Source organism: Mesorhizobium sp. ORM8.1 (assembly GCF_053005525.2).
This window is the reverse complement of record NZ_CM132600.1, coordinates 4,308,749-4,333,457: the sequence shown is the minus strand read 5'-3', so window position 1 is coordinate 4,333,457 and position 24,709 is coordinate 4,308,749. Positions and strand designations below refer to the sequence as shown.

The 24,709-nt window shown below is 60.4% G+C and carries 24 protein-coding genes, 1 tRNA gene and 2 pseudogenes; 9 read left to right on the top strand and 18 right to left on the bottom strand.

From position 1 onward, the window contains the following. Nucleotide 1 precedes the first annotated feature (1 nt). From ACVDG8_RS21760 to rsfS, 3 genes are all read right to left on the bottom strand, one after another. Nucleotides 2-1,336, bottom strand: a complete 1,335-nt coding sequence (locus ACVDG8_RS21760; protein ID WP_447256541.1) for a murein hydrolase activator EnvC family protein — start codon at nt 1,334-1,336, stop codon at nt 2-4. Between the two features lie 143 nt (nt 1,337-1,479). Continuing rightward, on the bottom strand, nt 1,480-1,962 hold the full coding sequence (rlmH, locus tag ACVDG8_RS21755; protein WP_447256540.1) for a 23S rRNA (pseudouridine(1915)-N(3))-methyltransferase RlmH: 483 nt from the start codon (nt 1,960-1,962) through the stop codon (nt 1,480-1,482). A gap of 63 nt (nt 1,963-2,025) precedes the next feature. Then, complete coding sequence (rsfS, locus tag ACVDG8_RS21750) at nt 2,026-2,403, bottom strand: ribosome silencing factor (RefSeq protein ID WP_371013376.1); 378 nt, start codon at nt 2,401-2,403, stop codon at nt 2,026-2,028. A 243-nt stretch (nt 2,404-2,646) separates the two neighbouring features. On the opposite strand from rsfS, the gene ACVDG8_RS21745 reads away from it, so the two are divergent. Continuing rightward, nucleotides 2,647-3,498 (top strand): mechanosensitive ion channel family protein, encoded by an 852-nt coding sequence (locus tag ACVDG8_RS21745; protein ID WP_447256539.1) that lies wholly within the window; start codon nt 2,647-2,649, stop codon nt 3,496-3,498. Nucleotides 3,499-3,503: 5 nt separating this feature from the next. Here ACVDG8_RS21745 and ACVDG8_RS21740 read toward each other — a convergent pair whose 3' ends face one another. The 5 genes and pseudogenes from ACVDG8_RS21740 to obgE form a co-directional block, all read right to left on the bottom strand. Continuing rightward, nucleotides 3,504-4,796 (bottom strand): MFS transporter, encoded by a 1,293-nt coding sequence (locus ACVDG8_RS21740; protein ID WP_447256538.1) that lies wholly within the window; start codon nt 4,794-4,796, stop codon nt 3,504-3,506. Between the two features lie 66 nt (nt 4,797-4,862). Further along, entirely contained in the window at nt 4,863-5,450 is a 588-nt protein-coding gene (locus tag ACVDG8_RS21735) for a nicotinate-nucleotide adenylyltransferase (protein ID WP_447256537.1), read from the bottom strand. 243 nt (nt 5,451-5,693) lie between these two features. Then, nucleotides 5,694-6,978: pseudogene (locus ACVDG8_RS21730) on the bottom strand (glutamate-5-semialdehyde dehydrogenase). A gap of 78 nt (nt 6,979-7,056) precedes the next feature. Continuing rightward, nucleotides 7,057-8,202 carry a glutamate 5-kinase gene (gene proB, locus ACVDG8_RS21725; protein WP_447256535.1) on the bottom strand — a complete coding sequence of 382 codons (1,146 nt, stop codon included), beginning with the start codon at nt 8,200-8,202 and terminating at the stop codon, nt 7,057-7,059. A gap of 2 nt (nt 8,203-8,204) precedes the next feature. Further along, entirely contained in the window at nt 8,205-9,236 is a 1,032-nt protein-coding gene (gene obgE / locus ACVDG8_RS21720) for a GTPase ObgE (RefSeq protein WP_447256534.1), read from the bottom strand. A 231-nt stretch (nt 9,237-9,467) separates the two neighbouring features. Here obgE and ACVDG8_RS21715 point away from each other — a divergent pair, with 231 nt between their 5' ends. Continuing rightward, nucleotides 9,468-10,331, top strand: coding sequence for an endonuclease/exonuclease/phosphatase family protein (locus ACVDG8_RS21715; RefSeq protein ID WP_447256533.1), 864 nt, complete (start codon nt 9,468-9,470; stop codon nt 10,329-10,331). 7 nt (nt 10,332-10,338) lie between these two features. On the opposite strand, the gene ACVDG8_RS21710 is transcribed toward ACVDG8_RS21715, so the two are convergent. The 4 genes from ACVDG8_RS21710 to rplU form a co-directional block, all read right to left on the bottom strand. After that, nucleotides 10,339-10,872 carry a GNAT family N-acetyltransferase gene (locus ACVDG8_RS21710; protein ID WP_447256532.1) on the bottom strand — a complete coding sequence of 178 codons (534 nt, stop codon included), beginning with the start codon at nt 10,870-10,872 and terminating at the stop codon, nt 10,339-10,341. A gap of 21 nt (nt 10,873-10,893) precedes the next feature. After that, the gene (locus ACVDG8_RS21705) at nt 10,894-11,481 is read right to left on the bottom strand and encodes a GNAT family N-acetyltransferase (protein ID WP_455707210.1); all 588 of its coding nucleotides are present in this window, start codon (nt 11,479-11,481) and stop codon (nt 10,894-10,896) included. A gap of 124 nt (nt 11,482-11,605) precedes the next feature. Further along, a complete protein-coding gene (rpmA, locus tag ACVDG8_RS21700) occupies nt 11,606-11,875 on the bottom strand; it encodes a 50S ribosomal protein L27 (protein ID WP_455707209.1) in 270 nt (89 codons plus the stop codon). Between the two features lie 103 nt (nt 11,876-11,978). Beyond that, nucleotides 11,979-12,689: a 50S ribosomal protein L21 gene (gene rplU / locus ACVDG8_RS21695; protein ID WP_447256529.1), complete on the bottom strand. Its 711-nt coding sequence runs from the start codon at nt 12,687-12,689 to the stop codon at nt 11,979-11,981. 519 nt (nt 12,690-13,208) lie between these two features. Between rplU and ACVDG8_RS21690 the strand changes: the two genes are divergently transcribed. Then, nucleotides 13,209-13,298, top strand: a tRNA-Ser gene (locus ACVDG8_RS21690). Between the two features lie 124 nt (nt 13,299-13,422). Here the strand turns inward: ACVDG8_RS21690 and ACVDG8_RS21685 are convergent. Then, entirely contained in the window at nt 13,423-14,424 is a 1,002-nt protein-coding gene (locus ACVDG8_RS21685; RefSeq protein ID WP_447256528.1) for a PGN_0703 family putative restriction endonuclease, read from the bottom strand. Between the two features lie 155 nt (nt 14,425-14,579). On the opposite strand from ACVDG8_RS21685, the gene ACVDG8_RS21680 reads away from it, so the two are divergent. Both ACVDG8_RS21680 and ACVDG8_RS21675 read left to right on the top strand, forming a co-directional pair. Continuing rightward, nucleotides 14,580-15,485, top strand: a complete 906-nt coding sequence (locus ACVDG8_RS21680; RefSeq protein WP_447256527.1) for a hypothetical protein — start codon at nt 14,580-14,582, stop codon at nt 15,483-15,485. Nucleotides 15,486-17,051: 1,566 nt separating this feature from the next. Continuing rightward, nucleotides 17,052-17,456 (top strand): hypothetical protein, encoded by a 405-nt coding sequence (locus ACVDG8_RS21675; RefSeq protein WP_447256526.1) that lies wholly within the window; start codon nt 17,052-17,054, stop codon nt 17,454-17,456. 272 nt (nt 17,457-17,728) lie between these two features. Here the strand turns inward: ACVDG8_RS21675 and ACVDG8_RS21670 are convergent, their stop codons facing one another. Beyond that, nucleotides 17,729-18,838, bottom strand: a complete 1,110-nt coding sequence (locus ACVDG8_RS21670) for a hypothetical protein (protein ID WP_455707208.1) — start codon at nt 18,836-18,838, stop codon at nt 17,729-17,731. 2 nt (nt 18,839-18,840) lie between these two features. Between ACVDG8_RS21670 and ACVDG8_RS21665 the strand changes: the two genes are divergently transcribed. Then, entirely contained in the window at nt 18,841-20,040 is a 1,200-nt protein-coding gene (locus ACVDG8_RS21665) for an IS256 family transposase (RefSeq protein WP_023780675.1), read from the top strand. A 236-nt stretch (nt 20,041-20,276) separates the two neighbouring features. On the opposite strand, the gene ACVDG8_RS21660 is transcribed toward ACVDG8_RS21665, so the two are convergent. The 3 genes from ACVDG8_RS21660 to ACVDG8_RS21650 form a co-directional block, all read right to left on the bottom strand. Beyond that, entirely contained in the window at nt 20,277-20,615 is a 339-nt protein-coding gene (locus ACVDG8_RS21660; RefSeq protein ID WP_447256524.1) for a hypothetical protein, read from the bottom strand. 90 nt (nt 20,616-20,705) lie between these two features. Continuing rightward, nucleotides 20,706-21,152 (bottom strand): hypothetical protein, encoded by a 447-nt coding sequence (locus tag ACVDG8_RS21655; protein WP_447256523.1) that lies wholly within the window; start codon nt 21,150-21,152, stop codon nt 20,706-20,708. A gap of 28 nt (nt 21,153-21,180) precedes the next feature. Beyond that, nucleotides 21,181-21,726 carry a hypothetical protein gene (locus ACVDG8_RS21650; RefSeq protein ID WP_447256522.1) on the bottom strand — a complete coding sequence of 182 codons (546 nt, stop codon included), beginning with the start codon at nt 21,724-21,726 and terminating at the stop codon, nt 21,181-21,183. Nucleotides 21,727-21,933: 207 nt separating this feature from the next. On the opposite strand from ACVDG8_RS21650, the pseudogene ACVDG8_RS21645 reads away from it, so the two are divergent. The 3 genes and pseudogenes from ACVDG8_RS21645 to ACVDG8_RS21635 all read left to right on the top strand — a co-directional run bounded on the left by ACVDG8_RS21645 (nt 21,934) and on the right by ACVDG8_RS21635 (nt 23,744). Continuing rightward, nucleotides 21,934-22,160, top strand: a pseudogene (locus ACVDG8_RS21645) (helix-turn-helix domain-containing protein). Between the two features lie 113 nt (nt 22,161-22,273). Further along, complete coding sequence (locus ACVDG8_RS21640; RefSeq protein ID WP_447256520.1) at nt 22,274-22,777, top strand: hypothetical protein; 504 nt, start codon at nt 22,274-22,276, stop codon at nt 22,775-22,777. Nucleotides 22,778-23,210: 433 nt separating this feature from the next. Continuing rightward, entirely contained in the window at nt 23,211-23,744 is a 534-nt protein-coding gene (locus ACVDG8_RS21635; RefSeq protein ID WP_447256519.1) for a hypothetical protein, read from the top strand. 574 nt (nt 23,745-24,318) lie between these two features. Here ACVDG8_RS21635 and ACVDG8_RS21630 read toward each other — a convergent pair. Next, nucleotides 24,319-24,669 (bottom strand): hypothetical protein, encoded by a 351-nt coding sequence (locus ACVDG8_RS21630; RefSeq protein ID WP_447256518.1) that lies wholly within the window; start codon nt 24,667-24,669, stop codon nt 24,319-24,321. Nucleotides 24,670-24,709 lie beyond the last annotated feature (40 nt).

Sequence of the window (24,709 nt, the reverse complement as noted above, 5' to 3'; positions counted from 1 at the left end):
TTCACGTCCTTCCAGAGAATCGGTCCGCCCACCATGGGGCAGGATCGACGGGTTTTCCATCCTTGCGGAACTCGACATAGAGTTCCGGCGTCGCATTTCCATTCCGCGAGGCCGAGGTGCTCGCCACCCGGGCCTCTCCCATCGCGCCGATTGGTTCCCCTGCGAGAACCGACTGTCCGGTCGCGACGCTGATTCTGCTCATCCCGGCCAGAACGACATGATACCCGTCGCCGGCATTCAGGATCAAGAGTTGACCATAGGAGCGAAACGGCCCCGCATAAAGCACATTTCCATCCGCCGGCGCTGTGACGATGGCTCCCGATTGTGTCGCAACCATGTCGCCTTGCATGGCCGCGCCATTGCCGTCGTCGGCGCCGAAGCGCAGCTTGACCTTGCCAATCACGGGCAGCGCGATCTGGCCCTGCAGCGCCGAGAACGGGGCCGATGTCGTCAGGCGATTGGCCTCGGGCACCGGCAGCGCGGCAAGCTCTGTGGTCGAGGCCGTCGTGTCGCCAGCGGTCGATTTCTGGTCTCCGGCCTTGAGCTGGTCCGCTGCCTTGCGCGTCTTGTCGGCCTCGAGCGAAGCGATCAGGTCCTTGAGGCTGCTCGCCTTGGCGGCCAGTTGCTGCGAGCGCCGCTGTTCCGCGGCAATCGCCGTTTGCGTATCGGCCTGCAGCTTTTTCTTGGCTTCCAGCAGCATGGTGAGCCGCTTCTTTTCCGCCGTCTGGTCGGTGACCGCGGCGGTCAGCCGGGCGCGTTCGGCCTCGATCGAGGCCGTCACCCTGGTCTGTTCCTTGAGATCGGCCATCAGCCGGTCGGTCTGCTGGCGCAGTTCCGGCACCACGGCGCCGAGCAGGATGGCGCTGCGCACCGATGACAGCGCGTCCTCGGGCTTGACCAGGATCGCCGGCGGCGGGTTGAGCCCCATGCGCTGCAGCGCGCCAAGCACCTCGGCAAGCACGTCGCGCCGCGCCATCAGCGAAGCGCGCAATTTCTGCTCCTCGGCTTTCAGCCCTTCCAGCCTGGCGCCGATATCCTCGATGTCCTGGCCGAGTTTCTGCTCGGTCATTGCCGACTGGATCAGCGCCGCGGTGATCGAGGCGTAATCCTTCCGGACCGAAGCGATGTCGGCGGCAAGCTTGGCCAGCCGTTCTGACGACAAAGTGATTTCCTTGGAGACCTGCTCGTATTCGGCCCGGCTCTGGTCGGGGTCGGGCGCCGTGTCGAGGGTGTTTTCCGCCGCCCGCGCCGGCCCAAGCACCATTGCGGCGGCGACAAGGGTCAGGCCGCAGCGGCTGCGCCAGGCGCGCGTAATCGGATTCCAGCCTTCGGGCATCAGGTCTCTAACCTATCCGCCGCTTCGTTAACGAACCATCAACCATGTTGGAAGCACCCACTCCAGCCGTGATGGTCAGCCTTTGAGGCGAAAATCCGGACATGGACAAGCAATCCCCAGCTTTTGGAGATCGCAAGCGCTTTTCAAGATCGATGATAAGGGTGACCAGACAGGATGGTGGCAATCCGGTAGAGTTGCTCGCCCAGCATCACGCGCACCAGCTGGTGCGGCCAGGTCAAGGCGCCGAACGACAGCACCAGATCGGCCTGTTCGCGCAAGGCTTTGTCGTGGCCGTCGGCGCCGCCGATGGCAATGACCAGCGCCTTGCGGCCGCCGTCGCGCAATTGGCCGACGCGGCCGGCCAGATCTTGCGACGAAAGCGCCTTGCCGCGTTCGTCGAGAAGGATGAGAACGGCGCCGGACTGCAGCTGCACCTGCAGCCGTTGAGCTTCCTCGCGGCGGCGCTCGTCGGCGCTCTGGCCACGGCTTTCAGGGGTCTCGACAATGCCGGAAAACTCCAGCCCGACCGCGGGCCCGCTCTTGGCGAAACGCTCGAAATAGCGGTCGGCGAGTTCCCTCTCGGGGCCGGTCTTCATCCGGCCCACGGCATGAACGGTGATTTTCATCCCTGCCTCGGCGAGCTCTTTAATCCCTGTCGTGACCTGAATGGTTACGACACGGGACAGCGCTCAGTGCAAGGTCTCTTCCTCGAGGTCCGGCGCCTGCCACATCTTTTCGAGATTGTAGAATTCGCGGACCTCTGGGCGGAAGACATGGACGATGATGTCGCCCGAATCGATCAGGACCCAGTCGGCGCCGGACAACCCCTCGACGCGCGCATTGCCGAGACCGGCATCCTTGAGCGCCTTGAGGAGATGATCGGCGACAGCCGAGACATGACGGTGCGACCGGCCCGAGGCGATGACCATATAGTCGCCTAGGCTCGATTTTCCCTGGATGTCGATTGAGACGATGTTTTCGGCCTTGGAGTCTTCCAGACTGGCAAGGACTGTGTCGATGGCAAGGGACACGGCGTCGTTTACGCTGATCCCGGCCGGCGAAGGCATGACGTCAGCCTTCTTCCGCAGTGCTGTTCTCAGTGTGTTTCCTTTCCCAACAAGAACAACCAAATCACCCACCAAATCAGGTGACACCCCTTAGATAGGCAGAGTTCCATTGCACTTTCAAGACGAAGGCTCTCCGGCCCCTGTCAGCGGGTTGGTCCAGAACGCCGTTTGAGGGGCCGAAAAAGGCGGGAACTGATCCCGGACGCATGGGTTATCGGCACACCGACCAACGGGAATCCCGCCATGCCCACCGACCCGCAAACCGCCCTTGTCACCATCCAGGCAGGGATTGCACAGCTTTCCACGCTGATCGTTTCCTATTCCTTCTCGGCCATCGGCGCCGTCATCCTGCTGATTGTCGGCTATCTCGTCGCCGGTCTTGCCGAGCGTTCCATCCGTGCGGGTCTCGGTCATATCCACGGCTTCGATGAAACGCTGCGCCATTTCTTTTCAAAGATCGTTCGCTACGCCATCCTGATCCTGGTGGTCATCATGGTGCTCGGCCAGTTCGGCGTACAGACGGCCTCCATCATTGCGGCCATCGGCGCCATCGGTCTGGCCATCGGCCTGGCGCTGCAGGGCACGCTGCAGAACATCGCCGCCGGCATCATGCTCTTGGCGCTGCGGCCTTTCCGCATCGGCGAATATGTCGAGGTCGGCTCGATCGCCGGGACAATCGAGGAGATCGGCCTGTTCGCCACCAAATTGCGCACCGCGGACGGCGTCTATGTGCTGGCGCCGAACTCGACTCTATGGAACCAGCCGGTGCGCAACTTCACCCGCAACGGCGTTCGCCGCACCGACATTTCCTTGAGCATCGGCTCCTGGAACGACATCGACCGCGCCCAGAAGACGCTGCTTGCCATCGCCAATGCCGAGAAACGCATCAGACGCGAGCCGGCGCCGATCGCCTTCGTCGCCAATCTCGGCGACACGACGGTTTCGCTCACCTTGCGCTACTGGACGGCGGCGGCGGATTTTTTCTCCACCCAGATCGACATGACCAAGCGCGCCAAGCAGGCCTTCGACAGCGAAGGCATCTCGATCCCGTTGCCGCCGCCGGAAGCGCCGTCGCCGGAGGCGCGCAAGCAGTAACCCGATCAGTCGCCGGGCTGGCGCGGCTGGTCGTCCGGCGCGAAGGCAAGCTCTACCGGTAGCGGCGTCTGGGCCGACATCGGCGCGAAATTTCCGGTGGACACGGCGGGAGCCGGCCGCGCGGCCATCACCCGCCAGAGAACGAAGAAGCAGAATGCCGTCGCAATGACGATGCCGACATAAATGAAAGTGGCGGTGCCGAAGACGATGGACAGCGCCGTGACGATGCCCGGCACGACGAAACCCGCAAGCGACCAGGCAAACAGCATCGAGCTCGAAAGCGCCAGCAGCTCGTCCTTGCGGGCGCGGTCGGCGGCATGCGCGCTGGACAGCGCATAGATCGATTCCGCTGCGCCGTCCCAGATCAGGTAGATCACCACCAGGGCCATAAGCGCGCCGCCGTCGAAGAGAATGGCGAGCACGCTGGCAACGGTCGCGAGCGCCGCCGCGCCGGCCAGCACATAACGCCGGTCGGTGCGGTCCGAGAGCCAGCCCAGCGGTATCTGCAGGATCAGCGTGCCGACCGGCATTGCCGACAACAGCAGCGCCACGTCGGCCTGGCTGTAGCCCTTGGCGGTGGCATGGATCGGCGCGAAGCCTGAAACGATCATCGACAGGCCGCCGACGGCCAGCATGCCGGCAACGCCGACCGGCGAGATCCGCCACGCTTGCCGCAGCGCCACGGACGCCGCCTGCGGCGCGGGCGGCTGGGCAAGCCGCGTCATACCGACCGGCAGGATCGACAGCGCGGTGAAGGTGATGCCGATCAGCGATGCCGCGGCTGTGTGGATGTCGATCACGGCAAGCGTCGCATAACCGACGCCAAGCCCGCCGATATAGGCGACATAGAACACCGCCATCACCCGGCCGCGTATGGCGTTGGGCAAGGCGTCGTTCAGCCAGCTCTGCGCGACGATGAACAGACCGCATATGGCAAAGCCGTAAAGCGCTCTGGCCGCGATCCACAGAAGCGGGATCGGCCCGGCCCCGATCGCGGCGTTGGACAGTGCGATCAGTGCCGACAGCACCATGAAGGCGCGCGCATGACCGACCCTTTTGACCAGAGGTCCGGTCAGGATGCAGCCGGCGAGCCCACCGGCGGAAAGCCCGGTGACGATCAGCCCGGCCCAGGTCGGGTCGAAGCCGTCGGCGCCGAGGCGCACCGGGATATAAGCGAACATCAGCCCATTGCCGATCGCAATCAGCGCCATCGAGACGATGACGCTGGCAATGGCGATCAGCGGTGCCGGCTGTTCGGCGCGGCCGCGATCGATCGTGGTCTGGTTCTGCTTCAGCATGCTTGCGGGAGCTTGGCTTACAGGCCGGCGAAAAGCCGCCTCAAAAGCGACATGGCCGGTGTTGCCCTACCGCTTCGCCGCCCGGCGGATCGCGGAAGACGACAGCGACGAGCGCGGGCCGTGGATGAAGGTCCAGGCCGGCGCCTGCATGCGGGCAAGCCGCGGCGCGTCGACCTCGTCGATGCGGGCATAGTCGAAGGTCTTGGCGACGACCGACGACAGGAAGGAAAGTGTGGCGCCCGGACGGTCGATGACGGCGATCGGAAAGGTCAGCACGATCTCGCGCCAGCGCTGCCAGCGATGGAAATCGCGCAAGCTATCCGCGCCCATGATCCAGACGAAGTCGACGCCCGGATTGCGCGCCTTGACCAGCGCCAGCGTATCGGCGGTGTAGCGGACATGCTGCGCCGCCTCGAAAGCGGTGACTTTGATCCTGGGATTCCTGTTGATCTTTTCGGAGAGCGCGATGCGCTCGGCGAGCGGCGCAAGTTCGCGCGCGCTCTTCAAGGGATTGCCGGGCGTCACCATCCACCACAGCTGATCAAGCGCAAGCCGTCTCAGCGCAATCTCGGCCACCAGCGCATGGCCGGCATGCGGCGGGTTGAACGAGCCGCCGAACAGGCCGACCGTCAGGCCCTTGGCGGCATAAGGCATGCGGAGGTATCGGGCGGGGATGGCGGGCTGAAGGGACGAAAGCATGGTGCTAGGCCCCCTCTCTGCCCTGCCGGGCATCTCCCCCTCAAGGGGAGAACAGCAGTTGCGCCGACAGCGCCCAATCTTCAACGTCGGCGATTAGCGAAAGCCAAAGCGACATCCAATCTCCCCCTTGAGGGGAGATGGCCGGCAGGCCAGAGAGGGGGCCTGGGCGCAACCTTCAACCCCTTAAGGCAACAAGCGTCACGGCCTTACCTGCCCCGACCCGCGCACGCGGTATTTGAACGAAGTCAGCTGCTCGACCCCGACCGGACCGCGCGCATGCATCTTGCCGGTGGCGATGCCGATTTCGGCGCCCATGCCGAACTCGCCGCCATCGGCGAATTGCGTCGAGGCGTTGTGCAGCAAGATCGCCGAATCGATCTCATTGAAGAAGCGTTCGACCGCCTTGGCATCCTCGGCGACGATCGCCTCTGTATGGTGCGAGGAGAAGGTCTCGATATGCTCGATCGCGCCAGCGACACCATCGACCAGCTTCACCGCGATGATGGCGTCGAGATATTCGGTCACCCAGTCGGCATCGGTCGCCGGGCAGGCATCGGAGAAGGCCTGCAGCACCTCTTGATCGGCATGGATTTCGCAACCGGCCGCACGCAGCGCCTCGAGGACCGGCACCAGATGCGTGGCAACGACGGCGCGGTCCACCAGCAGCGTCTCGGCCGCGCCGCACACCCGTGCGCCGCATCTTGGCGTTGACGGCGATATTTACCGCCATGTCGAGCTTGGCCGAGCGGTCGACATAGAGATGGCAGATACCTTCGAGATGCGCGAAGACCGGCACCCGCGCCTCGCTCTGCACCCGCCCGACCAGGCTTTTGCCGCCGCGCGGGATAATGACATCGAGATTGCCGGAAAGCCCCTTGAGCATTTCGCCGACGGCGGCGCGGTCGGTGGTCGGCACCAACTGGATGGCATCTTCCGGCAGGCCGGCGGCCTTCAGCCCTTCGACCATGCAGGCATGGATGGCGGCGGATGAATTGAGCAGATCCGAGCCGCCGCGCAAGATCACTGGATTGCCCGCCTTGAGGCAGAGCGCGCCGGCGTCCGCCGTGACGTTAGGCCGGCTTTCATAGATGACGCCGATGACGCCGAGCGACGTGCGCACGCGTTCTATATGCAGGCCATTCGGCCGGTCCCAGGCCGCGATCACGTCGCCGACCGGATCCCTGAGCCCGGCTATTTCACGAATGCCCTCGGCCATCGCCTTGATGCGCGACGGCGTCAATTTCAGCCGGTCCATGAAGGAACCGGACAAACCGGCTTCCTTGCCGTTCGACACGTCGATGGCATTGGCGTCGAGGATCGCCTCCTCGTTGCGCAGGATGGCGTCCGCCATGGCGACAAGCGCGGCGTTTTTGGCCTCGGTGGAAGCGACGGCCAACGGTCGGGCGGCAGCGCGGGCGCGGCGGCCGATATCGGCCATCAGCGCTACGGTGTCTTCGACGGATTTTTCATGCAGCTTCAGCATGGTTCATCCTCAGCTTCGCCTCTTTATTTCACCGCAATTCCAGACGAAAAACCGCTTCACACTTTTCCCGGAATTGCTCTAGTCGTCAGCCAATACTTGGTCGCCAGTCACGCTTACCACAAGATCGTCGCGATGGATCATCGCCGAGCGCGCCTCGTAGCCGAGCACATTTTCGATCTCGACCGTCTTCAGGCCCGCGATCCTTACGGCATCGGCGGCATCGTAGGCAACCAGCCCGCGCGCGATCTCGCGGCCTTCCGGCGACAGGATCGCCACGGTATCGCCGCGCGAAAAGTTGCCGCTGACCAACTTTACGCCCGCCGCCAGCAGCGACTTGCCCGATTTCAGCGCCCCGACGGCGCCGGCATCGACGGTGAGCCGCCCTGCAGGTTCGAGCTGGCCCGCGATCCAGGTCTTGTAGCCCTTCACCGGGTTGGCGCTCGGCTTGAAGAAGGTCGCGCGCTCGCCGCGCTCGATCGCCATCAGCGGCGACAGCCTGGTGCCGGAGGTGATGATCATCGCGGTGCCGGCGGCATTGGCGATCTTGCCGGCATCGAGCTTCGTGCGCATGCCGCCGCGCGACAGCTCGGAAGCGGCCGCCCCTGCCATCGCTTCGATATCGGGCGTGATGCGGTCGACCATCGGAATGAATTTTGCATCCGGATCCTTGGCTGGCGGCGCCGTGTAGAGCCCGTCGATATCGGAGAGCAGCACCAGCAGATCGGCGCCCATCATCGTCGCGACGCGCGCGGCCAGGCGATCATTGTCGCCATAGCGGATTTCGGAGGTCGCCACCGTGTCGTTCTCGTTGATGACCGGCACCGCCTTCATCTTGAGCAGCGTCGAGATCGTCGCGCGCGCGTTGAGATAGCGTCGCCGCTCCTCGGTGTCGCCGAGGGTGAGCAGGATCTGCCCCGATTTCAGCCCGTCCTTGCCGAGCGCGTCCGACCAGGCGCCGGCAAGCGCGATCTGGCCGACAGCGGCTGCAGCCTGGCTTTCCTCGAGCTTCAGCGCCCGCTTGCCGAGGCCGAGAATGGTGCGGCCGAGCGCGATCGCGCCCGAGGACACGACCAGGATTTCGGCCCCGCCATCGGCCAGCACCGCGATGTCGTCGGCAAGCGAGGCCAGCCAGTCGCGCTTCAGGCCACTGCTGCGATCGACAAGCAGCGCCGAGCCGATCTTGACCGTGATGCGCCGGTATTTTGTCAGCGATTGCGCCGTCATCGCTATTGGTTCCAGCGGGTCTCGACCGGCGCCGCAACCCTGTCGCGCGCTTCGCCCACCACGGCCATCAGCGCCCGCAGCACCGCCTCGACGCCCTCGCCGGTGACAGCCGACAAAAGCATCGGGGCCCGGCCGGCGGCGCGCTTCAGCGACGCCGCTTTTTTCTTGCGTTCACCGGCATCGAGGATGTCGATCTGGCTGAGCGCGACGATCTCGACCTTGTCGGTCAGCCCGTTGCCATAGGCATCGAGCTCGGCGCGCACGGTCTTGTAGGCCTTGCCCGGATTTTCTTCCTGCGCCGAGACGAGATGCAGCAACACGCGCGTGCGCTCGACATGGCCAAGGAAACGATCGCCGATGCCGACGCCCTCATGCGCGCCTTCGATCAGGCCTGGAATATCGGCGATGACGAATTCACGCGCGTCGATGCGGGCGACGCCGAGACCGGGATGCAACGTCGTGAACGGATAGTCGGCGATCTTCGGCTTGGCGGCGGTCACCGCCGCCAGGAAGGTGGACTTGCCGGCATTGGGCAGACCGACCAGCCCGGCGTCCGCAATCAGCTTCAGGCGCAGCCAGATGTTCAGCTCCTCGCCCGGCAGGCCGGGATTGGCGCGGCGCGGCGCCTGGTTGGTCGAGGTCTTGAAATGCTGGTTGCCGAAGCCGCCATTGCCACCCTTGGCGAGCAGAAAGCGCTGGCCGACCACGGTCAGGTCGCAGATCAGAGTCTCATTGTCCTCGGCGAAGATCTGCGTGCCGGCCGGCACTTTCAGCGTCACGTCGGCGCCCTTGGCGCCGGTCATGTTGCGGCCCATGCCGTGGGTGCCGGTCTTGGCCTTGAAATGCTGCTGGTAGCGGTAGTCGATCAGCGTGTTCAGCCCGTTGACCGCTTCCACCCAGACATCGCCGCCACGGCCGCCATCGCCGCCATCCGGGCCACCGAACTCGATGAACTTCTCGCGCCGGAACGACACCGAACCGGCGCCGCCGTCGCCGGAGCGAATGTAAACCTTGGCTTGATCGAGGAATTTCATCTGCGTTTCAGGTTTCTGTTAACTGCACTTGCGCGATTGCTCTAAGGCATGTTGAGATTCAGGTCACGCCGAGCCGAAATGGCCATTTGCAGGCCGGCATCACCTGAATCTCGACATGCCTTAAACCAAGGCGGGGCCTAGGGCGAGGCCGATTTGCGACTAAAGCGCCTGATGCCCTTTTGCCGGGGACGCGGTAGCACTGGCGCGGGGCATGACTGAAGGGGCGTGGGAATGAAGGTCGTTTCCTATAACATCCAGTACGGCATCGGGCTCGACGGCAAATACGACGTCGGCCGCATCGCCGATGCGGTGCGCGGCGCCGACGTGATTGCGCTCCAGGAAGTGACCCGCAACAATCCGAGGAACGGCGACCGCGACATGGTGGCCGAGATCGGCGAGGCGCTGCCCGATTATTTTGCCGCTTATGGCAGCAATTTCGAGGTCAACATCGGCGGGCGCGTGGAGAACGGCCGCGCCATCTCGACCAACTTCCAGCTCGGCAACATGGTGCTGTCGAAGACACCCATCCATCTGTCGCGCAATCTCCTTTTGCCGCGCAGCCGCAGCCTCGAGACGATGAATTTCCAGCGCGGCGCGCTCGAGGCGCTGATCGAGACGCCGCTCGGTTTCATCCGCTTCTACTCCACCCATCTCGACCATCGCAGCCCGGTCGAGCGCCAGAACCAGATCCGCTTCCTGCGCCAGCGCCTGTTGAACTACACGCTGGAAGGCGGCGGGCTGTCCGGCATTCCCGAGATCGGCCTGCCGGACCTGCCCTATCCGGAAGCCTTCATCGTCATGGGCGACTTCAACATGCTGCCGGGGTCGCCCGAATATGTCGAGCTTGCCGGCCGCCCCGACCACGAATTCGGCATGCCCTTGACCGCCGATCTCGCCGTCGACGTCGCCCAGCGCCTCGACATTGCCGGTCTCGTCACCTGGGTCGATCCCGACCGCCCCGCCGATGCCAGCCGCCACAAATGCATCGACTACGTTTTCACCAGCGCCTCGCTGGCCAGATCGCTGCAGCGCCTGTGGGCCGACCGCCAGGCGGTTGGCTCCGATCACCTGCCGCTCTGGGCCGAGCTCGGCTGACAAACATTCATCCCGCAGCGTTTTCACGCTCGACGATCGCCATTACGATCGCATCGCGATATTCCCCGTCGATGTAGACGGCATCGCGTTGCACCCCCTCCGTGACAAACCCAACCTTGTCATAAAGCGCGATGGCGCGAGCATTGTCGGAGTGCACGAAAAGCTCGACGCGGACAAAGCCGTCCTTACGCGCCTGCGCCACGGTTGCATTGATCAGTTTCAGTCCGAGGCCATGCCCCCTGTAGGCCGGGATAATGCCCATTCCAAGCGTGCCGCGATGAGCGTGTATGGGCCGGTCATGCCGCGTGATGTCACACCAGCCGACAACCTCGTCCCGAACAATCGCCACATATCCTGGATCACCTCTCTCGAGGCGATCCACTACAAATGCTCTGGCTTGATCCAGCGGCGGCGCCTCAAGGAAGGACAGGTACCTTCGCTCACGCGAAACGATATCGAGCGCGCGATGAAAGCTTTCAATATGCCCAAGCGCTAACGGCACGATTGCGACCGTTTCAATATCAGCGCTGTCCTCAACCATCGGCTTCACCAGCGTCACGCATCAAAAATGCACCCAGTTCCTGAGGCTGGTCCAGGTCTTCCTGTCCAGCCGGTAGCGCTCGACCGGCACCTGGCCGGCGACGATCGAGTTCAGCATGCCCTGGCCGGCATACTGGAAGCCGCACTTGTGGATGACGCGGCGCGAGGCCGGGTTGATCACCCGGGTCGAGGCATGCAGCACCTGGATCGAGGTCTTCTGGAAGGCGAGGTCGACCAGCGCATGCGCGGCCTCCGTCGCATAGCCGCGCTTCCAGTAGGGCTCGCCGATCCAGTAGCCGAGCTCCAGCCCGCGATCGGTAGTGTTGAGCCCCGCGCAGCCGACGAAGGTGCCGGTGCCGGCAAGCGTCAGCGCATAGACGATGCCTGCGCGCCGCGAGGCCGCCATGGCCAGGAAGGCGCGGCCCTCGGCTTCGCCATAGGGATGCGGCATGCGGGCCAGCATCTCGGCGACGTGGCGGTTGTCGGCAAGCGCGACGAGTTGTTCGAGATCGCTGTTGCGCGGAGCGCGCATGACCAGACGCTCGGTGGCGAGCACGGGGCAATCGATCGCGTAACTTTCGTCTTCCGTATCTTCCGCTTCGGCAACCATTTTAGTCCTCCAGGGCAAGAAAATGAAAAAGGAGAGATGGGCGGCCCATCTCTCCTGATCCTTTTCCTGGCCTGGCCAGACACCGGTTCCCGAGATGGGCGCCGGTGTTGTGGTGCGGAACCGGCTACTCCGCTGCTTTGGTAATCGGGTTTACCGACACGTAGGTTCGGCCGTTGGCTTTCTTGTTGAAGGTGACCGCGCCGGCTTCGAGCGCGAAAAGGGTATGGTCGGTGCCCATGCCAACGTTGACGCCCGGATGCCAGGTCGTGCCGCGTTGACGAATGAGGATGTTGCCCGGGATCACGGCTTCGCCGCCGAACTTCTTCACGCCGAGACGCTTGGAGTGCGAATCGCGACCGTTGCGCGACGAACCGCCAGCTTTCTTGTGTGCCATCTAACTAACTCCGATGCGCCTCAAGAGGCGCTTGAATGGTCTTATGAACGCGTTCGCGTTCCGTTTCAAGTCCGATCCGGCGACCTTATCGCCGGTCCGTTTTCTACTTCTTCGCCAGTTCCTTGGCCTGCTCGCGCCAGTCCTTGATCTGGTCGGCGCTGAACGGCATGTGCTCGTCGATCTTGGCGACGTCCTTGTCGCTCAGCTTGGCGAGCTGAGCGAAGGTGACGATGCCCTGTTCGGCGAGATCCTTGGCCGCGACCGGGCCGATGCCCTTGATCACGGTCAGGTCGTCCGGCTCACCCTTCGGCGCCTTGAACAGCGGCGCGGACTTGGTCTCGGCAGCAGCGGCCTCAGTCTTGGCCTCTTCCTTCGGGGCAACCTCGGCCTTGGCTTCCTTCTTGGCCTTGGGCTCCTTCGGAGCAGCCTCGGCCTTCGCCTCGGCGGCGACTTCAGCCTTGGCTTCCGGCTTGGCAGCGGCCTTCTTCGCCGGCTTGGCGCCATCCAGCAGGATCTCGGAGATCCTGACCGTGGTCAAAAGCTGGCGGTGGCCGATCTTGCGGCGCGAATTCTGGCGGCGGCGCTTCTTGAAGGCGATGACGGTGCGGTTCTTGCCCTGCTCGACGACTTCCGCCGTGACCAGAGCCCCATCGACGAACGGTGCGCCGAAGGTGACATTCTCGCCCTCGCCATGCGCGAGCACACTGCCGATCTCGACGATATCGCCGACCTTGGCTTCGACTTTTTCGATCTTCAGGAGATCGTTGGCGGCGACGCGATACTGCTTGCCGCCCGTTTTGATGACTGCGAACATTTTTTGCCTTTCGCTGTTCGGTCGGCCTTGATGAACCGCCTGAGGCGGTTCGGCCGTCTTTTTGTCAGTCTGCGGGTTCAAAAAACAAGCGGCGCGGAGAACCCTCCACGCCGATTGCGGGCCGTCCCTAACCGAAGGTTGCGCCGGAGTCAAGGCGGACAGCCGTTGCCGAGACTGTTATTGGTCGGCTCGGGTCGGCTGTGTCAGCACGCCCGAGCGTTTGCACCCCGGGGGAAATGATGCGTGGCCGGTCCAGGCTCTGCCTGGATTTGGCATTGCTGGCATGGCAGCCCGCGCTGTCGGCGCCGAACCCGGTCGCCGAAAGCGCCCTGGAGAAGTCCGTGACCGCCGCGATGACCGCCAAGGCTGCCCATGATCCGCCGGTGCCGTAGCTCGCGAACGCGGCGATGATTCCGCTGCTTGCGCGGCAAGCCAAATAACTGACGGATTGGCCTTGTAACCTGCCCGTTCAGCCGTTATCTAGTGCGCCGCGCCGGCAACGGCCGACCATGACCTCGCGGAGAGGTGGCAGAGTGGTCGAATGCACCGCACTCGAAATGCGGCATGGGTGCAAGCCCATCGGGGGTTCGAATCCCTCCCTCTCCGCCAGACCTCATCCTTAATCGATTGACATCCAATCGGAATTCTCTAAGGCACCGCGCCATCCCCATGCCCTTCCCCACTACGGAGCGCTGTGCGGCTGGCCCAAGCTCGACCGCACAGCAAAGCACTTCTAACCGAACTTTGAGTTCTCAGGGTCCCATTCGTCAATCAGATCGAAGAGCGGACTGAAATCGAGATAGCGTTCGCGCAGTTTGTCCGCCAGATCGGTGTCACCGCCGTCGGATATGGCGGCCACAATCGCCTCAAGGCTGACAGTGCCAAACGGCAGTGCATCGGCACTTGAGGATGCCAGATGCCTTTTGTAAGCGTCGATCGTCGTTGACATTTCGTGATTGAGTGACGGCGACACAACAACGAAAGCTCCACGATCGAAATGATGACGCTCGTGAACCATCGCAAAGCAGAGTGCGTGCTCGGCGAAAAATTGCCGGAGTGGCGCTTGATGCAGAGCCGTGTTCTCTGGATCAATGAACATCTTCGAGCGGCGTGCCACTTCGAGATGCCGCTCTTTGACGGGAGTTGACGTTCCGGGCCGGCACTCTGAGTACTTGACCTCAACGCCGACGAAGCACGATTTTCCGTCCTCACCTGTATAGGCGATCAGTACGTCCAGGGCTGTATGATCCCCGATATAGGCCTCGTCGCCTCGCCCCGGCGAGGTCTCGAAGTACACCCCATCGACCTGTTTGGCCTTGATCCCGAAGGCTTGCTTCAAAACCTTCTTGGACAGGGCCGCGTCCAATTTCATAGGGCCGAACAGATTGAAGACGAGCGCTGAGCTACTCAGCAGATTTTCCCAGGCGCGCGCTTCGTCGATGAGCGCGCCTCGCTCTCGATACGCGATTTCTCGCCTAGTTAGCTTGGCGATATCGGGCCGAAGGTAGTTGACGCCGGCTCGTGCGGCGGCGGGCTCAAGTCGGCTCCCGAGCAGCCGACAGACTTGCTGGCCATTCGTATAGCTCCCAACACCGAAGCCCCTGCGCGCCCGCCAGACGGATTGGAGCAAGCGCGAACAAGATTGAAAACGGTTATCCAGCGGCTCGTGAACGTCGAACCGCTCAAGCACTTCGCGCGGAGGGATAGGCAGGGTGGCCTTATGATACGGTAGCATTTTTTCTCCTTCTCGCCTTGTGGCGCGGAGGATTCGTCGATGCTCCCAATATGTTCACAGCCGACCAATCAGTTAGGCCAGGGTTATCTCACCTGTGGGGTGGCGATTATATCTGCAAGTGCGATCGTCCGCACGCCAACCCGAACGGAGTTAAGATGAACGATCGTGAGAACGATGATGGTGGTTTCCAGCTTAGCGGCGATGAGCAAGCCTGGGCGGACCTTGAGGCAGGTATTTCCAGTCACGGCAAGAGCTATGGTTCCGATTTTCGGAGTCAGTTGCAGCGCGCAATTTGCGGAGAGAATGAAGACGCACTCCTTGAGGAAGCCCCCGCTGCGAAGCGCGGGAGAAAAGCGCAACGGGAAAGGCGCGAGTTCATAACCCTGGAGCAGTTTTTCGAGCTCTATGACGCAGTTTGCTTCGCCAACTCCAAAGGATGGCTCATGAATGTCGAGTTCACTCTGCAGCCTGGAAATCTTGGAATTGTTGGCGAACGCGAAGCGCTGAGCGCCTTTGGGGTTTGGATGAAGCGCTACCGCGACTGGTGCTCGCAGCGCGCCATTGTGAGCGTATATATCTACGCTTGGGAGCGCCCGCCGGGTACGAGCCTTCATCTGCACATGCAATTTCGTCTGCCGCCTGAACATCAGACTGATTTTGTGAATTGGGCACGTTCGTCGGTTCAGTCGCTGTGCAAACCGGGAGCTTACGCGTCTCACACACAACCGGATATTCAACTTAGACGTACAGCCACTGTAGTAAGCCAATGGGCATGGTTCAGGTATCTGATAAAGGGCTTGTCACCCGCGATATCTCTGCTCGGCGACGGGCCTGCGCAAGCTCTAGTCGATCAAATTCGGGTGCGGACAAAACCTCAGGGCGAAATCACCGGAAAGCGCGTCGGATCTTCTCGTTCCATAGGGTTGAACGCGAGAAATGCAGCGCGGAAGGATGGCACCTTCGTTCCACTAGGCTTTAACGGCGACACCCCAGCTGAGGTGTTTTGGGGCGACGCGTACCTGCAAGGCTGGCTGTCTCGAACCGTGACGCGTTTATTCTGACAATACGGCTGCAGTCAGAAAAAAGACAGACGTAGGCCGGCTCGAACACAGAATCGGTCGGCCTACCACGCTGGAATCACTTGTGAAAATACTGGTCAATTCGGTAAACGGCCCATTTCTCCCCTACAGCACTCTGCGGAGCCTAGGAAGCTGAGGCGTCGCCGCCACGTCGGGCGCGAACTCATGGGGCTTGCCGCGTGCGGCTGCAACCATTCTGATAAAAGCCTCCGAACCCTTTTCCGGGCCGGCTGGCGTCCCACCATCTCGCGTTATCTTGCCACTTGATGGAAAGAAATTCAGGTCTCCAATTTTGAGGTGATGTCCATCATTCAACGTCTCACATGTCAGCTTAACCCTGGAGGCCCACGACAAAACCTGTTCACGTTCTGCTTTGGCCCTTTCTTGGCGTGAAAGCTGACGGCTATCGTGCATTAGATTCCCCTGGCTGATGGATTCCGCGCGCCTGGGCTTGAGTAGTCCGAAGCGAGATGAGGAATTGATATAGAGTGCGATAAGGATAGTGACGGGGAGACTGGATAAGTGGATGAGGCTCCGTGCGGAGACCTTTTAACTATCGCCCCGAGAACCCAGGGTGATAACCCTCCTCCAAAAAGGGCGCGCCACCCATTCACCGATCAGCATCCGCCTCGGGTAACGAGTGCAGCCACTTCATGGCACTTTCGAAAACGACGAGACGACGTTTCCCAACCTTAACGCTACGCAATCGGCCTGAGCTTATTTCCTTGTAGGCGAGGCTCCGTCCAATCCCGGCCCATTCGCAGAATTGCTGCAGTGTCATAGCGCCGCGTTCTGCCTGGCGTGCTTCTTTTAACATGGATAGCCCCGACGTTTCGTTTCACGGCGGCTATAGAGTTGCAGGCCACTCTCGCTAATCCGCGAGAATGGACCCGCCAGCTTGACGGGTGGCCTTTGATCTCTCCAGCATTCCGATCTCGGTCATTCCGGGCGACATTTCCTCAAAAGCTTAAGGCCTGAGAGATGCCGAGTGCTTTGGCGTACAACCCTGCGACAAGCATAACGACATCGCCGACGGGTGCGCGCGAGACAGCGTCAAAAGCAATGTGTCGCTATCGCCACACATCATGTTTTTCGTCATCATGTGTAAATATCTCGGCGCCTCCCACGTATTAACATAATGACCGTCTCCCGATCGAATTGGGCCCCGTCGATAGGTGGCCTTAAAAAGGGCAGGAAACACTGACAGACCGGCGTCAAATGAACATGGCGACGCTTGAAACTGGCAGATGCGACAACTGCCAGCATCTCGCATGGCTGGTGGCATTGGGACTCGGCGCAAGATGCGCCCACCCGGCAAACCGTGGCAGACCTTTGGTCCCCGGAGGCTATGATCCCGCTGGCAGGGAATTCGATCTACCGTGCGTGCCGTCACGGGCTTTCGTGTGCAGGCACCACGAACGCCAGATTCATTCGGACGCAAGGCCGAGGCCGGATTGAAATTCCTCAGCGTCTCAAACGTAGTCCCGGCACAAGTTTCGGGCGGGATGGCTCGCCCCATAGATTCACAACTAGCGTTGAGCAGTTCGAATGAATGACCCCGATTACTTTACCAGCCGGATCGGCATTTTTTGGTTTGTGAGTTGGAAGGCCGACCTTAGGCTTTTGGCGGCATCGTGCCCAGTCAGCGACGGGGAACGATACGGCGACCTGATGACCTACCGCACCGGCCACTACACCACATGGGATAGATGGCGACGGTCCAGAACAGCTCGCCTCGAAAGGGTCATCGCCAACGCCTTCGAATATGAGGAATGGCCACGAGGGCGCGTTTCCTTCAATTTGGAACAGAACAGACCGCTGCTACTTTGCGACACCCAGATAATGAGGAGCGATCTCATTGAGATCGTTTTATCACAATTCAACATATCAAGCCTCAATCTGACCATGGACAAAGACCCGCACTATAAAAGCACAGAAGCCATCGGGGTTTAGCCAAGGGGGCCGCAAAATAGCCTCAAAATCGGGCATTCGACCGTCTGTGGGAGGCGGGAAGGCCGAGCACGACCTAGGAGGCCCGGGAGGCGGAAACGAGTCCTGAGGGCTCTCAATTCTCTCCACCTGAACGGTCACCGTGCCGACGTGGCATATCTATGGATAGTCCGTCCTTTCACAGCCATCCACACGACGATCAGACGACAGATTGCTAAGGACGGCCTATGACCTAACCGCAAACTTGGAAGCGACCAGCCTATTCCAAGGCCGCACTACTGCCCAAACGTGCATTCACCAACAGCAACTCTCTTACCATTGTCGAACAAAGATAAGCTCCGCGCTGACGAATCACCAAGCCACTGTAATTTTACGCTGCCCCATTGTTCATTGAGCACAAATATACCATCGGCAGCTTTAAGTTCGTAGGATAAAGGGTCGAGGAACTTTGCTTTCATTTCGCCCATGTAACCCTTTCCACCAACAAATAACATGTCTTTGTAAGTTTTCCCTCTTTGCAATAGAGGAACCAGAACGGATTGGCATCGCTGAGGGTCCTTAGCACAGACAGCCTCACTGATCGAACCCGGTTCGGCGGGAGTCATGCCAGCGTATAATCTCTTCCCAAAGCCTATCGTTGCAAGGCCGTCTATTTTGCATTGGCTCTTTTCGTCAAAGTCATGAATCCGAAACGGGTTGGAGGCAAAGCCGATCCTAAAATCGATCTCCCGCTCGCTGCGGCCATGGAACAGCGAAATGACGGTTTGCGATTTTCCAGTGGAATAAGCAACAGCATCTTGATCCAGCAACTTAAATCTTGTTGAGTTATATAGCTTCTCAAAATCAGCGATCATTTTTTGGATCTCAGGGCCAGCTATCTCCCAATCCTCCGGCGAGCCACCTGGATGGAAAGTTTCCGTGTATCGAGTTGACAAAACGCAATAGTCAACCGCCACGTCTCCCGAGACACGGGCACGCCCAATTTCAAAATTGTATGGTTTTATCAGGTTTCCAAGGAGAACTTGCGCCGTCTGTTGGCCGCTTATCAACGCATCGGTCTTGCAGGCTTCAAGTTCTTTCAAAAGGTTGATGGGATCACTACGGGGATCCAAAATTTGCGCCGAGGCGCAAGAAAGAAAGACTACAGAAAAACCGGTGGTCAAAGCCATGCGAAGTGCAGACTGATCGTATCTCATCGCTTGTCCTATTGCTTGCGGCTGGCCGGCGGCCAGGTCGTGTCCCCACAGGTGGTGTAGCTCGGCGGTAGTGAAGCCGCTCGCGAGTGCGCCGTTAGTCGCGCTGTAGCGAGCGAGCGGCTTGCGGTGGTCATCGGCGCTTTCCGGTAGGGTTTGGTTGTTGACGCCAACCCAATTCGGAAGGACCACCGATGACCGACGACATGATGAACCTGCGCACGCTCGTGGAGAAGACCCCGGATGCCGATCTCCTGCGCGAGATGATCGGCTTTGCCGCCGAGCGGCTGATGGAAATGGAGGTTGGGGCCGCCACCGGCGCCGCCTATGGCGAGAAGAACCCGTTGCGCACGGCCCAGCGCAACGGCTATCGCGAGCGCGACTGGGAGACGCGCGCCGGCACCGTCGAGCTGCGCATCCCGAAGCTCAGGAAGGGCAGCTATTTCCCCGGTTTCCTCGAACCGCGCCGCATGGCCGAGAAGGCGCTGACCGCCGTCATCCAGGAGGCCTACGTCCAGGGTATCTCGACCCGCTCGGTTGACGACCTGGTCAAGGCCATGGGGATGAGCGGCATTTCGAAGAGCCAGGTCTCGCGGCTGTGCGAGGAGATCGACGGCAAGGTCAAAGCGTTCCTTGAAAGACCCATCGAGGGCGACTGGCCCTATCTGTGGATCGACGCCACCTACCTGAAGGTGCGCCGCGGCGGCCGCATCGTCTCGGTCGCCGTCATCATTGCCGTCGGCGTCAACGCGGACGGCCGGCGCGAGGTGCTGGGCATGGAGATTGGCACCTCGGAGGCCGAGCCGATCTGGACGGAGTTCCTGCGCAAGCTGACCCGCCGCGGCCTGCGCGGCGTCAAGCTCGTCGTCTCCGATGCCCATGAAGGCATCAAGGCGGCCGTCACCAAGGTGCTGTGCGCGACATGGCAGCGCTGCCGCGTCCACTTCATGAGGAACGTGCTGGCCCATGCCGGCAAGAGCGGCCGCAGGGTCGTCTCCGCTTTCATCGCCACCGCCTTCGCCCAGGAAACGCCCGAGGCCGCAAGCGTGCAATGGCGCGCCGTCGCCGACCAGATCCGGCCGAAGGTGCCGAAGTTGGCGACAATCATGGACGACGCCGAGCCCGACGTGCTGGCCTACATGACCTTCCCGAAAGAACACCGCGCCAAGCTGCACTCGACCAATCCGATCGAGCGTCTCAACGGCGAGATCAAGCGGCGCACCGAGGTCGTCGGAATCTTCCCGAACGACGATGCGATCGTGCGTCTGGTCGGCGCAATCCTGCTCGAACAGAACGATGAATGGGCAGTGCAGCGGGCCAGATATATGACTCTGGAAACGATCAGCCAGATGAGCGATGATCCCCTGATCAGCTTGCCAGCCGTGGCGCGCTGATCAGCCCGGCCCATGCCGGAGAGCACGGCGACCAATGCCGTCAGCTACACCACTCCCCGGGACACGATCGGCGGCCAGGTCTGAGTTCGAATCTTGCTACGTCCGACAGCCATATCGAAACACTCAATGGAACAATTTAGTGATGGGTGAACGAGTTCAAATGGCGACAATGACTACCTCCAGGCACCGCACTGGCCAGCGAGGTGGCCCTGCTACCTATTCGGAATTAACAACACCTATTCGGCCGGCAGCCCCACCAATGGCTGGAAACCAAGGTACCAGCGGCCTCCCTTCAGGAAGTTGCCATACCAATTCTCACAGGCCAGACCGCCAACAACGTGGTTATTGTCGTCAAACGTCAGCCCCTTTTCTTCGCCGGCGTACTGCGCATCGAAGAGCTGCGGGTTCGCTTTATACGTCTCTCCTAGGAAGGCTTTTCCCGCTGGCGTCAGCTTCAGGCGGCAGTAGTCAGCAACGAATTGCAGTTCGCCCCCAGCCAATGGGCCGCTCTTGTGTCCAGCAAAGGCCGCCGTGGTAAGAGCAAACGTAAAAAACAGTCCGTACAATGGTCTCATGTTGCTCTCCACTTCCGTGGCCACCCAGCAAATCAAGGTTTGGCCCACCTAGATAATTGCGGCCGACAAGTCATACAAAATCGGCGCGTCCTACCGCCAGAGGTCGGGCTTACAAGGGGCACCGATCGCCGTCTTTGCTCCCTTGAGGGTGAATTTGACCGGAGCGATGTTGGGGACGACTACCAGGACGGAACGGGAGCTACGCAACTGCTTCATAATCTCTTGATACCAAGAGATGCCCGCCCGGTTGTCAGTGGTGATGACACCGCTGTACGGGCTAACCGATTTGGAGCCATCAAAAAGTATTGTAAGCGGACCGCTGATTTCTTGACCACCGATCTTGATCGTGATTCCGGTGCCGCCTGGTTTGGTAGCCCCACGATTACACGCCACCATTATCTCATTGCCTGGACCATGGGTGATAATCGCCTCGTCGAAACCCTGACCGGCACCGGAAACCCAGTGGTCATCATTGCCGAAGGCGAAGGCTTGGCTCGCGGCCAACAACAGCCCCGTGACGCATGGCAGAATACGCATGTCAAAATCCCCCAGAATACGCTGTATATCAGCGACGCTTTCCCGCTCTGTCGGACCAAAAATAGGCCACCAGAAGCAGAAGTACTAGCGAGAACATAAGCTGGACCAACGTAAGAAAAACGCCAAAAATCAGATTGGTTTTAATAACATTCATTCCCAGTGCCGCTGCCCCAAATGTCGCAGCTAAAACGCCTACGAGAACCTCCCCATTGCCGACAGAACCGTGCGCGCTGTGATCAATCCACGCTAGCAAAATTAGGCATATGACCGATAGCGACGAAAGCAGAACGCCACCCATCATGTGGCCTCCGGTTAAGCCGTACCTGCCGCAGAGGCTGATTGTCCATATCAAACTAACAAGAATCGTCGCAATTGTACTGCCCCAATAGGCAACTTTCCAATTCGCGGTGAAGTCGTTCGTAACGCTCACATAGAAAAAATATATTCCAGCGGAGAGTGTTAACATTAGGAATATTGAGCTTATAGTTCCTCCAAATGGAATATGGCCGGCAGATTGCTCCGCATACGCTTCTGAAGATTCTGTGTTGATTGGACCTTGGACCTGATCGGCCATCCTAGTTCCCCTTCTACTCTCATTCCCTGTCAAATACAGCGTCAAGGACCCCACAAACCCTCGATCTAGCCAAGGGTCATGCCCGCCTAAGAGCGCATTTGAAAAGGCTCGGAAGCTGTCTCTACGCGAGAAGCAGCATGATCGAAACAGCACGATACATATTATAGTTGATACCGCCGAGCAACAATATCCGCAACGCAGAGGCGCATGGATATGCGCACGCTCGTTGGGGAGAACTTCGCCGCCTTCGGCGAGAAAAAGGCTTGACTCAGGAGGAGGTCGCCGCGCGCTCCGGCTTTAGCCAGCAATATTTAAGCGGTCTGGAGAAGGGTAAGAGGAACCCCACCGTCATCACCCTTTTCGAGCTTGCACAGGCCATCGGAGTTAGTCACCTTGATTTGCTGAAGCCTCTGGACGAGCAGGGCCAACGATAGGCGCCACTCCCCTCGGGCGATCTGCGCAGACCAGGAAAAGAGCGCCCTTCCGCGACCGAACGATGGCGGTATTCTCTTGTAGATGGCAACCAGGAGCCACAATGCACACTCCAATGCCCAAAGGTGTCCAGCTTTCTTTGGACATACCAAGCCCGGTGAAGGTAGCGCTTGCTGATGCTGTAATTGTTTTCGGCCGTATTGAGCAAGAGCTGGTCGAGATAGCGTGGATATTGAGTGGCGCAGATTTGAAACAACGACTTCAAATTGCCCGCACGCCAACTAAAGATAATTTTGTCGCTATCGTCGAAGCTATCGAAAAGGCGCAGCCTGGTTTAAAGCTTGAGGCGTTAAAGGAGGCCGTTCTTCAACTTGCAAGCGACCGAAACCTCATGGTTCACGGCGCATGGACAATGACCGACGATAGGCCGTGGGTTGTCTGGCATAAATTTGCGGAGGACATCGACAGTGTCGTCGGCGAACATTTTGATCCGGCGCGGTTTGAGAGATTTATGACTAAGAGCCTGAATATATTGGGCATGCTCCGAGAATTCCACGATATCCTTGATGCACAGACCGGGATCAAGGCGACGGCGATCCCACGACGGGGAACGTTGTGAGCGGGGATAATTAAAGATGCGCGCGATCGGGCTGAGTGTAACAATTAGCCTGGCTCTCATCGGCCAAGCTAGCGCTGCCGCATGCCTCGGATATGCCGGTCCTGGTGGCGCATGTTACGCCGGCCCCGGCGGCGGTCTTTATGCTGGCCCGGGAGGCGGTCTTTATGCAGGGCCGGGCGGCGGTCTGTATTCGGGACCAGGGGGAGGCCTCTATTCGGGACCAGGTGGGGGCATGTACTCCGGTCCCGGAGGCGGTTTGTATGCCGGGCCAGGCGGAGGTCTCTACGCCGGCCCCGGCGGCGGCGTTTACGCGGGGCCGCCCTCGGACGACGCCGGGGCCTATCACGGCCCGTTTGGTCCCTGCATCACGGGTGCAGAGGACGACTCTTGGCTAGAGGCAAATTGTCCAAACCGACAATAGACATTGCGCTACATGGAGATCGAAGAACGCAAGTATCCCGGCGAACTAGCCTCCCCGCAGCAGGTTTACGAGCTGGCGGAGGAATACCGCAAGGCAGCGAACCTCCTCCTTCAGCTTGGCCGACCCGGCAAGCCGCTCACACGAGCCCCCTTTAGACTATCGGCAATCCAGGCGATAGAGCTCTATTTGACCGCGCTTTTGCTCCACCGTGGGCACAATCCCAACCAGATACGCAAAATGCAGCACGATCTGTCGGGGCGGACGAAATATGCCATGGAGGCGGGCCTGCACCTTCGCGCGAAAACCTCCAAGCACCTTGAATCCCTCAGTCAGAACCGAGAATATCTAATTACGCGCTACGGCCCTGAACTGGCCGCAACCGCCTCGCAGATAAACCGTCTTACCGCCACCCTTGAAGAGGTGGCGGTAAAGGTCACGGCTTTGATCGGGTTGTATCCCAGATTGCAGCTGGTAGACCCAGCTGCCGCCCGTGAGGTTCAAGGCCAAGATTCGGCGACCTCGTTGTCAGCGGCGACTGCCAAATGAACAACATGATGCAACAGGAATACATCAACAAGGTACGCGGCCTCGTCCCGTGAAATGGGCAACATGTCGGCAGTGATTTCACTATCGATATAGCCTTCGGGGTTCCAAAGGGACCGAGTCAGCTTCTCGTTGGCCGGTTCAATCCGCTCAATAACTCTTTCGAACGCAGCGTTTTGCAGCATCGATAAGCACAGTTCGGTCAGGCCCAGCGACTGGGCAGGGACGCAATAACGGCATGGGTATCCATGACGGTTTTTTCCTTATGGAATGGCGGTCTCTTACCTCAGCACTTTCGGTCGCCGGCCAACGCTGGTTCTTGAAGGGGTGGCTAGTCGAAGCGCCAGGCGCCACCTTATGCTCACATGCGCCGAATCAGGATAGGCCGGAATTCGCCAGATGCAATCCAAAGCGGGATAGACACCCAGGAATGTTCGCAACGAATGACGGTGACCATCCGATGTGTATCGGGGCGTGTTTAATTTGCTCGTTAAGGATTTGCAAAAGCTCCCGGCGAATTCGCGATGCCGCTATTTGCGTCAAAGCGACCTCGGCCCTGTGAACATCATCTCGCTCGTTAGCGACCCTTAACCTTCGCTAGATCGAGGGAGACCGTCGCCTGGGAAACACCGATCAAATTGGCAATCGCAGTTTGCCGAAGTCCTTGCCTATCGAGCTGCTTGACCAGCCGTCGGCGGGCCAATGGAGACATCTCGGACGGTTCGAAGGCCGTCATCTGCCGAAATTGTCCTGTCAGCATCATGGAAGCCGATTGCACACGGCCGTCAGCCCTCTTGACGTGAGCGGAGGCGAACCCGGCTTGGATGGTAAGCTTTACGCTGTCGCGTCGGCCGATGTTAAGATCTTCGAGAAGCGTGGCTACCGCGCTATGGTCGAATTTCTTTGGTTTCAGAATGAGGTTCGGCATCGGCCCCTCCATTGATAAAAATTATAACAATCTTATAAAT